Source organism: Pseudomonas sp. P7779 (genome assembly GCF_013386315.1).
Taxonomy (GTDB): Bacteria; Pseudomonadota; Gammaproteobacteria; order Pseudomonadales; family Pseudomonadaceae; genus Aquipseudomonas.
This window is the reverse complement of record NZ_JACARZ010000039.1, coordinates 108,614-118,030: the sequence shown is the minus strand read 5'-3', so window position 1 is coordinate 118,030 and position 9,417 is coordinate 108,614. Positions and strand designations below refer to the sequence as shown.

8 protein-coding genes are annotated in these 9,417 nt (G+C 63.1%); 1 reads left to right on the top strand and 7 read right to left on the bottom strand.

Annotation, left to right across the window (positions count from 1 at the left end; genetic code table 11):
- Positions 1–154: 154 nt before the first annotated feature.
- The 4 genes from HX869_RS13105 to HX869_RS13090 form a co-directional block, all read right to left on the bottom strand.
- Positions 155–1,195, bottom strand: a complete 1,041-nt coding sequence (locus HX869_RS13105) for an ABC transporter substrate-binding protein (protein WP_003210973.1) — start codon at positions 1,193–1,195, stop codon at positions 155–157.
- Between the two features lie 43 nt (positions 1,196–1,238).
- A complete protein-coding gene (locus tag HX869_RS13100) occupies positions 1,239–2,351 on the bottom strand; it encodes an ABC transporter ATP-binding protein (RefSeq protein WP_003210974.1) in 1,113 nt (370 codons plus the stop codon).
- A gap of 226 nt (positions 2,352–2,577) precedes the next feature.
- Entirely contained in the window at positions 2,578–3,207 is a 630-nt protein-coding gene (locus HX869_RS13095) for a response regulator transcription factor (protein WP_003210977.1), read from the bottom strand.
- Between the two features lie 25 nt (positions 3,208–3,232).
- Positions 3,233–5,620: a PAS domain S-box protein gene (locus tag HX869_RS13090; RefSeq protein ID WP_178903166.1), complete on the bottom strand. Its 2,388-nt coding sequence runs from the start codon at positions 5,618–5,620 to the stop codon at positions 3,233–3,235.
- A gap of 77 nt (positions 5,621–5,697) precedes the next feature.
- Here HX869_RS13090 and HX869_RS13085 point away from each other — a divergent pair, with 77 nt between their 5' ends.
- Positions 5,698–6,672, top strand: coding sequence for an alpha/beta hydrolase family protein (locus tag HX869_RS13085; protein WP_178903165.1), 975 nt, complete (start codon positions 5,698–5,700; stop codon positions 6,670–6,672).
- 180 nt (positions 6,673–6,852) lie between these two features.
- Here HX869_RS13085 and HX869_RS13080 read toward each other — a convergent pair whose 3' ends face one another.
- From HX869_RS13080 to HX869_RS13070, 3 genes are read right to left on the bottom strand one after another with little or no spacing between them, the layout of a single operon-like run.
- The gene (locus tag HX869_RS13080) at positions 6,853–7,620 is read right to left on the bottom strand and encodes a TerB family tellurite resistance protein (RefSeq protein WP_003210983.1); all 768 of its coding nucleotides are present in this window, start codon (positions 7,618–7,620) and stop codon (positions 6,853–6,855) included.
- Between the two features lies 1 nt (position 7,621).
- Entirely contained in the window at positions 7,622–8,296 is a 675-nt protein-coding gene (gene murU / locus HX869_RS13075; RefSeq protein ID WP_177020667.1) for an N-acetylmuramate alpha-1-phosphate uridylyltransferase MurU, read from the bottom strand.
- The gene (locus tag HX869_RS13070) at positions 8,293–9,312 is read right to left on the bottom strand and encodes an aminoglycoside phosphotransferase family protein (RefSeq protein WP_008434428.1); all 1,020 of its coding nucleotides are present in this window, start codon (positions 9,310–9,312) and stop codon (positions 8,293–8,295) included. Before HX869_RS13070 ends, murU begins: the two co-directional genes overlap by 4 nt.
- Positions 9,313–9,417 lie beyond the last annotated feature (105 nt).

Genomic DNA, 9,417 nt, shown 5'->3' with positions numbered 1-9,417 from the left:
GGGGGCTTGTCCCCCGTTGGGCTGCGCAGCAGCCCCAGTAAAGCCACTGTGGTTTATTAGACTGACCGCGGTGGCTGGTTTTGGGGCCGCTTCGCAGCCCAACGGGGGACAAGCCCCCTCGCCACAAAAAGCCCATCCACCCTGGGTGCGGTGGTTACTTGGCAGCCCAGGAATTGAAGCGCTGCTCCAGTTGCTCACCGTTATCCGCCCAGAAGCTCACGTCGATCTGCACCTGGTTGGCGATGTTTTCCGGGGTAGTCGGCATATCCTTCAGGATGTCCTTCGCCAGCAACGGTACCGCCTGGGTATTGGCCGGGCCGTAGGCGATGTTTTCCGAATAGGTCTTCTGCTGCTGCGGCTGCACCGAGAAGGCGATGAACTTCTTCGCCGCGTCAGCACGGTCCTTGGCCAGGCCTTTTGGAATGGCCCAGGCGTCGAAATCGTAGATCCCGCCGTTCCACACCACTTTCAAATTGCTTTCTTTCTGCACGGCAGCGATCCGGCCGTTGTAGGCAGAACTCATCACCACATCGCCAGAAGCGAGGTACTGCGGCGGTTGGGCGCCCGCTTCCCACCACTGGATATACGGCTTGAGCTCATCGAGCTTCTTGAACGCACGGTCCTGGCCATCTTTGCCGGCCAGCACCTTGTACACATCCTTCGGCGCCACACCGTCAGCCATCAAGGCGAATTCCAGGGTGTACTTGGCGCCCTTGCGCAGGCCGCGTTTGCCCGGGAATTTCTTGGTGTCCCAGAAATCGGCCCAGCCGCCTGGCGGTGCTTTCAGTTTGTCGGCGTTGTAGGCCAGCACCGTGGACCACACGAAGAAACCCACGCCGCACGGCTGGATCGCGCCCTTCACGTAGTCGCCCGGGTTGCCGAACAGTTTCGGGTCCAAGGGCTCGAACATGTCTTCGTCACAGCCACGGGACAGTTCCGGCGACTCCACTTCCACCAGGTCCCAGGACACGCTCTTGGTGTCGACCATGGCCTTGACCTTGGCCATTTCACCGTTGTATTCACCGGCGACGATCTTGCCGTTGCCCGCGCTTTCCCACGGTGCATAGAAGGCCTTGACCTGCGCCGCCTTGTTCGCGCCACCAAAGGACACCACCGTCAAATCAGGGCCTGCCATGGCCTGTGTCGCGCCCATCAAGCTCAGAGCCAGGGCGGAATATTTCAGTGATCTCAACATTGTTGTTCTCTCCACGTGCGAGGTTGGTGAAGCAAGGGGGCGATCAATTCGCCTCTAGAAGTGGGTCGAGTGCGCGAACGTGCTCGACTTGCCAGCCAATCGGTACCACGTCGCCGACCGCCAGGGCTGTGTCCAGCTCGGCGATCGGTTGTTTCACAAAAAAATCGGTCTTGCCGCAGACTTCCAGGCGCACCCGCACGTGGTCGCCCAGGTAGATGAACTCGGCCACGCGCCCGGAGAATCGGTTGACGCAGCTTTCACTGGAGCCATTCAGGCTGACGCGCTCGGGGCGCACCGACAGGGTCACCGGGCCGCCGACCTGGCCGACGTTCACCGCCAGCGCCTCGACCTTTTCGCCGCGCGCCAGTTCGACCACGCAGCGGTCGCCGGTGTGGCTGTGCAGGCGGCCATTGAGGCGGTTGTTCTCGCCGATGAAGTTGGCGACGAAGGTGTTTTTCGGTTCTTCGTACAAGGTGCGCGGGGCAGCGATCTGCTGGATCTCGCCCTGATGGAACACCGCCACCCGGTCGGACATGGTCAGTGCTTCGCCCTGGTCGTGGGTCACGTACACCACCGTCACGCCGAGGCGCTGGTGCAGGTGCTTGATCTCCATCTGCATGTGTTCGCGCAGTTGCTTGTCGAGGGCGCCGAGGGGTTCGTCCATCAGCACCAGCTGTGGCTCGAACACCAGCGCCCGGGCCAGGGCCACCCGCTGCTGCTGGCCACCGGAGAGTTGCGCCGGGTAGCGCTGGGCGAAGGCATCGAGCTGGACCATGCTCAGTACACGCTTGACCCGCTCGCTGATGTCGGTCTTGCTCAGGCCGCGTACAGAGAGCGGAAACGCCAGGTTCTCGGAGACGGTCATGTGCGGGAACAGCGCGTAGTTCTGGAACACCATGCCGATGTCGCGCTTGTGGGGCGGCACGTTGTTGATGGAGCGGCCGGCCAGCTGGATCTCGCCGGCGGTGGGGGTTTCGAAACCGGCGAGCATCATCAGGCTGGTGGTCTTGCCAGACCCGGACGGCCCGAGCAGGGTCAGGAACTCGCCCTTGCGAATCTCCAGGTTGAGGTCTTTGACGATCAGGTTCTCGCCGTCGTAGCTCTTCTGCACGCCACGAAAGCTGACCAGCACATCATTTGAATCCACCTCGCTCATACCCGCACCTTTTTGTTTTGGACTGCCGTGGAACAAGCGTAGTCCCAGGGCAAGGCCGCGCAAATCGGGGGCCCGGAGAGATTGGCATCAGCAGGATGGAAGGTTTGGGGTAGGGATTGCCCTACACGGATGGCGGGGATAGAACAGAGCAGTTACAAACCCCACGCTACAAGCAGCAAGACCGGGCAGCGCGGCGCTCGGCAGGTAGTCGCAAACAGGTATGCCGCTATAGGAGTTTGTGCTCCATGGCGTACTTCACCAGTTCCGCCAGGGAGGTGATATTGAGCTTTTGCATCAGGCGCGCCTTGTGGGTACTGATGGTTTTGCTGCTCAACGCCAACTGCTGGGCGATGTCGTTGACGTTGGCGCCCTGGGCCAGGCGCTCGAATACCGAGAACTCGCGCTCCGACAACAACGAGTGCAATGGGCGGGAATCGGTGAGGCCGACTTCGAAGACCATGCGGTCGGCCAGGTCCGGGTCGATGTACCGCCCGCCCGCCGCGACCTTGCGGATCGCGGTCAGCAGCAGCGCCGGGTCGCTGTCCTTGGTGGCATAGCCGGCGGCACCGACCTTCAGCGCACGGGCGGCCATTTGCGCTTCGTCGTGCATCGACAGCACCAGGATCGCCGGGGGATTGTTCAGCGCACGGATCCGCGGGATGGCTTCCAGGCCGTTGACGCCAGGCATCGAGATGTCCAGCAACACCACCTCGCAAGGCACGTGGCGCAGGGTTTCCAGCAACTGCTCGCCATTGCTCGCCTCGCCCACCACCAGCAGGTCCTTGGCCAGGCCGATCAGTTGCTTGATGCCTTCGCGAACGATGGTGTGGTCTTCAGCTACCAGTACACGGATCACTGTGGATGTCCTCTTCTTTTGGTTATCAATCCAGCGGCACCGTCACACTCAGGGTGGTGCCTTCGCCCAATGCGCTGTCCAGGCTCAACTGCCCGCCCATGATCAGCACCCGCTCGCGCATGCCCACCAGGCCAAACGATACAGGGCGCCCGGGAGCCTGGACGAAACCTGCACCGTCGTCGCTGATGGTCAGGCGCAAGTGCGCGCCCTCCACCACCAGCGTCAGCTCGACAGTATGCGCCTGGGCATGGCGCATCACATTGGTCAGTGCCTCCTGCAGGATGCGGAACAGGCCGATGGCCTTGGCGTCGCTCAGCGCCGGCAGATTATCCGGCACCTGCACCAGGCACGGAATCTGCGTCCGGGCCTCGAAACGCCGGGCCTGCCATTCGATCGCCGAGGCAATCCCGGCATCGAGAATCGGCGGACGCAAGGCGGTGGCCACATCGCGTACCAGTTGGAACAGTTGGGCGATCAGGCGCTTCATGCTGTTCAGCCGCTCGTGCAGGCCGGGATCCAGTTGGGCGTAGGTCAGCTCGCACATCGAGGTCTCCAGCTTGAGCACGGTGAGCATCTGCCCCAACTCGTCGTGCACTTCCCGGGCGATGCGGGCCTTCTCTTCCTCGCGCACGGTTTCCAGGTGGGCCGACAATTCCCGCAATTGCGCGCGGGAGGCGTCCAGCTCCAACTCGATGCGCTTGCTCTCGCTGATGTCCCAGACAATTCCGTCCCAAACCACGGCGCCGTCTTCCAGGCGCCGGGTCACGGCCTTGATATCGGCCCAGCGCTGCTCGCCCAGGCGGGTCAGGATACGGCCCTGCCAGGCCCAATTGCTCTCGGTCTCGATGGCCTGGTCCTGGGTGCGGTGATAACTGGCGCGGTCGTCGGGATGCACCAGGCTGCGAATGCCCATGGCCGGATGGCTGAGCACTTCCGGCGCGTACCCCACCAGGCCCTCGCTGCCCTGACTGATGTAGGCGAACTCGATCGCCTCGCTGCGCGGCAAGCGCTCCAGGCGAAACACCAGCCCCGGCACATTGGCGGCGATCCCTTGCAGCCGCGCCTCACTTTCCTGCAAGGCCGCGAGGGCCCGGCGACGCTCGGTGACATCGTTGAGGTAGACCACCAGGTATTCGCCGTCGGCAAAGCGCAGGAAACTCAGGGACACATCGGCTGGCAATACGCTGCCATCGGCGCGCAGGCAATTGGTGGCAAAACTCTGTGGCCCGTCTTCGCTGGCCCGGGCGCGCTTCCACAGGTTGAGCCAGCGGTCCATGGTCAGCGTCGGGTCGAATTCGATCAGCGGGCGTTCGATCAGGGCGCCGGGGGCGTAGCCGAGCATGGTTTCCGCCGCCTGATTGGCGTAGCGCACATGGCTGTCCCAATTGACCCAGAGGATACCGACGGTGCTTTGGTCGATGGAGAACTGGGTCAGGCGCAAGGCTTCGGCACCCGCGGCGCGGGCGGCGCTTTCTTCGCGGGCGGCCAGCAGATTATGCTCCAGGCCGCGTTGCTGGCGGCGCTGCCAGAACACCACGGCCAGGCTGGCGAGCAATAGCAGGCCCAGCAGCAACGTGAGGTTTTGCCAGAAGCCGGGGGACTCGGTCACCCGTGGGTATTTGGGCTGCAGCCAGCGGCTGTGCAACTGGTCCAGATCACGAGCGGGAATCGCGCGCAAGGCGCTTTGCATGATATCGGCCAGCTCGGGCCAGTCGCGCCGCGTGGCCACCCGCAGCAATTGCGGCAGGCCGATATCGCCGACCACGGCAAGGCCGGCGAACTCGGTTTCGCCCGACAACCGGCTCAATTGCGCCTCATCCACCACCGCATACCGCGCCTGCTGGCTCACCAGCAATTGCAGGGCCTGGCGCTCCATGGGCACACCTTGCAGGTTGAGACTCGGGTAGGTGCTGCGCAGGTAATCCGCCACTGCGCTGGGCATGCGCACGGCGACGCGGGATTGGTCGTCGAGTTTCTCCAGGTCGACTGCGGTGCTGCCATCACGAACCCCGACAATGTGCTGGGGCACCCGCATATACGGATCGGAGAACAACCACAGGCGCAGGCCGGCCGGGGTTTGCAGCAGGCCGGGGGCGAGGTCGACCTCGCCGTCACGCACCGCCGCCTCCAGTTGCTCCTGATTGGGAAAGTTGCGCCAGGTCAGTTCGATATTCAGCGCCTTGGCCAACCACTGCATCAATTCGACATTGGCCCCGGACAGCCGCTGCAAGCGCCGATCGTATTGGGCATAAGGCGCCTGTAACACCAGCCCGACCCGCAGGTCGGGATGCTGTTCGAGCCATTCGCGCTGGCCGGCATCGAGCTGCGCCTCGTGAGTGGCAGGCGCAGGCACGGCGCCCGCGATCAAGGGAAAGCATATACAGCCGATAACCAGCAGGTAGCGAAAATCCATGATCCACGTCTCATATCACTGACAAATACTGACCAACCCATTAGGCTGCCGGAATCACTTCTGGCCGGAAATCAACGATGCCACTTTCCCACCGCTCGGCACTGCCAGCATTGTGCCTGTCGCTGCTGTTTACCAGCGCCTTTTGTGTCGAGGCCGCCGACACTCCCGCTCCCGCCCCGGAAAAGCCAGTGGTGCGCCAGCCCTTGCCGGAGCGCAGCCAGGAAGAAGCCAACGCCCTGGAACGACAAATCCCGCAGCAGGAACAACAACAGTTGCAGGCAGGCAGCGATTCTTTCCTGGCTTTGTGGAAGCCGGCCAACAGCGGTGAGCCTGAAGGCGTGGTGATTATCGTCCCGGGCAACGGCGAAAGTGCTGACTGGCCTCAAGCAATCGCGCCGTTGCGCAAGAAATTGCCGGACGCTTCCTGGGGCACCCTGAGCTTGTCGCTGCCGGACCTGACCCTGGACACCTTGCCACCCCGCGTCATCGAATCGCCCAAGGCGACCGTGGAGACCAGCAGCAAAGACGCCAGCACCGTCGCCAAACCCGTGGAGCAAGCCGCCAGCGCCGAAGCGGAAGGCACTGACCCGGCCGTGGTTCCCGGCACCGATGAACAAGACAAGACCGACGCCACGCGAATCTTCGCGCGCATTGACGCCGCCCTCGCCTTCGCCCAGACCCAGAATGCCCGCAGCGTCGTATTGCTCGGCCACGGCACCGGCGCCTGGTGGGCCGCGCGTTACCTGAGTGAAAAACAACCGGCGCAGGTGCAGAAATTTGTCATGGTGGCCGGGCAGACCCCGGCGGGCCGTGCCCCGGACCTGCAACAACTGGCACCGAAACTGAAGCTGGCCACGGCAGACTTTTTCTACCAGGACAACGCCCAGGCACGCAAAGCGGCCCAGGAACGTTCCCAGGCCAGCAAGCGTTTGAAGAATGATAGCTACAAGCAGGTGTCGTTGAAGGCCCTCCCCGATAACAGCCAGGCAGGGCAAGAGCAGCTGTACCGGCGGATTCGCGGGTGGCTGAGCCCGCAAAATCCCGGAGACTGATCGTAAATCTCAAAAACACTGGAGAACAAAATGTGGGAGCGGGCTTGCTCGCGAATGCGGTGAGTCAGTCACTGCATCTGTTACTGATCCACCGCATTCGCGAGCAAGTCGAATCGTCGCACCGCCACTCCCACAGTTGATCCGGTTTACGCCATAAAAAAGCAGCGCCTGATAATTCTGTTAGCGAAAGTCTCGCCTTTCGCGAATCAGCGCGTAGGCGTTGTGCAGCTCGCGGGTGCGCTCGGTCGCCTCGCGCACTTGTGCGGGGCTGGCGCCACTGCCGGCAATCTTGTCCGGGTGGTGCCGGCTGAGCAGGCGCCGGTAGGCACGCTTGATCACCGCGGGCTCCGTCGTCGACGTCACCCCCAGAATACGCAACGCCTCCTGATAAGCCCCGCCACGATTGGCCAACGGCTTGCGCTCCGGCTCATAGTCAGCCGCCAGCGCCTGGATCTGCTGGACCGTCCAGCCGAGCCATTTGCCCCATTGTTCAATCAACTCGCGCTCGGCCGTACTGGCCTTGCCGTCCGCCCAGGCCATGCGCCAACAGGCACGCAGCACACCTTCCGCCGCATGGGGCTGGGCCTTGAGCACGCCCAGGTAACTGCGTACCCGGTCCGAGCCGGATTTACCTCGATTGAACGCGGCAATCGCACGGCGCTGGGCCGGCTCGGCCATGTCCAGCGAGCGCATTTCCTGGCGCGCCTGCTGGATATGCCCGTCCACCACCCGGCCGTTGCTCTTGGCCAGGCGACCGAGCAACACGAACAGCAGTTCGTCATTGCGCAACGCCGGCCGGCCGCCAAGGCGCTCGCGTAACTGGGCCCAGCTTTGCAGTTCCAGGCGCCGGTCCAGCGCCTGGCCCAGCAGTGCGCCCAACATGGCCCCCGGAATGCTGGCAATGGCAAAGCCCGCCCCGGCTCCGATCAGAGTCCCTGGCCACAACATCCTAGTGCCCCGCTGTCAGCAGGGTTTCGACTTGCGCCAGACGCTCCAGCGTCCCGACATCGATCCAGCGTCCGTTCATGTGTTCCCCCGTCACCAACCCTTTCGCCATGGCGTCACGCAACAGCGGCGCCAGCTTGAAGGCACCCGCACTGCAACCCGCGAACAGCTGGGGGTGGAGTACGGAAATGCCACTGAAGGTCAGGTTATCGGCACCGGCGGCGGCATCATGAAGCGCGCCGTCCTTCAGGTAGAAATCACCACCGGACGGATGGTGCGGCGGGTTGTCGACCATCACCAGGTGGGCCAGCCCATCCAGTGGCTGGTGGAGGCTGGCGAAGTCGTAGTCGGTCCAGATGTCGCCATTGACCACCAGGAACGGTTCGTCCCCCAGCAGCGGCAAGGCCTTGAAGATCCCGCCGCCGGTCTCCAGCGGCTCGCCTTCGGCCGAGTACTGGATGCGTACGCCGTACTGCGAGCCATCGCCCAGATAGCCTTCGATCTGCTGGCCAAGCCACGCATGGTTGATGACGATCTCGGTAAAGCCCGCTTTCGCCAGCGCCTCGAGGTGGTACTCGATCAGGCGCTTGCCGCCGGCCTGGATCAGCGGCTTGGGCGTGTGCAAGGTCAGCGGGCGCATCCGCTCACCTTTGCCGGCGGCCAGGATCATGGCCTTCATACCACCGCCTCGACGCGCAGGCTCGCCAGCAATTCACCCAGTTCGCTCAACTCTGGCCGGTCCGCGAGCACCGCCTCTATATAAGCGAAGAAGCGCGGCACGTCCGCCAGGTAGCGCGGCTTGCCATCGCGGTGGCAGATGCGCGCAAAGATGCCGATCACCTTGAGGTGACGCTGCACGCCCATCAGGTCGCTCGCCCGCAGGAACTCCTCGAAGTCCGCCTGCACCGGGATACCCAGCGCGCCGGCGCGCTGCCAGTAACCGCGCTGCCATTCCCGCACGCGGGCCTGCGGCCAACTGAGGAAGGCGTCCTTGAACAGGCACGTGATGTCGTAGGTCACCGGGCCGTAGACTGCGTCCTGGAAGTCCAGCACGCCGGGGTTCGGCTCGCTGATCATCAGGTTGCGTGGCATATAGTCGCGATGCACCAGGACCTTGGGCTGGGCCAGGGCGCTGTCAATCAGGTGTTCGCTGACGCGTTGCCACAGGCCAAGCTGCCGGGCGTCAAACTCGATGCCCAGCTCCCGGCGAACGTACCATTCAGGAAACAATTCCAGCTCCCGACGCAACAGCGCGACGTCATAACTGGGCAACGGGGCTTCCATCGGCAATTGCTGGAAAGCCAGCAATGCGTCGATGGCATCGGCGAACAATTGATCGGCATTTTCAGCCGTAATCACGTCCAGATAGGTTTTTTTCCCCAGGTCGTTCAGCAAAAGAAAGCCGCGAAGCAGATCTTGCGCATAAATTTTCGGAACATTTATTCCCGATTGACCGAGTAAATGAGCGATATCGACGAAAGGTTTGCAGTTTTCCTGGGGGGGTGGAGCGTCCATCACGACAAAACTGCGACCTCCTCCCTCCCACCGGAAGTAACGCCTGAAACTCGCGTCACTGCTGGCCGCAGTCAACGTGGCCGGGGGTACGACACCCCAGCCCTGGGTGGTAAAGAGGCCTGGCAATTGCTCATCAAGCCAGACTTTCAGCTGTTGCAAACGTAGATCTTGGTCGGGCATTACAAGGGTCTCCGACGGCGCTAGCCGTCAAGCGGGTCATGCTTTATTATCACGCATCTTTTTCAGACCATCGAGAGGCGTGCGGCCCACACCGCGGGCAGATGG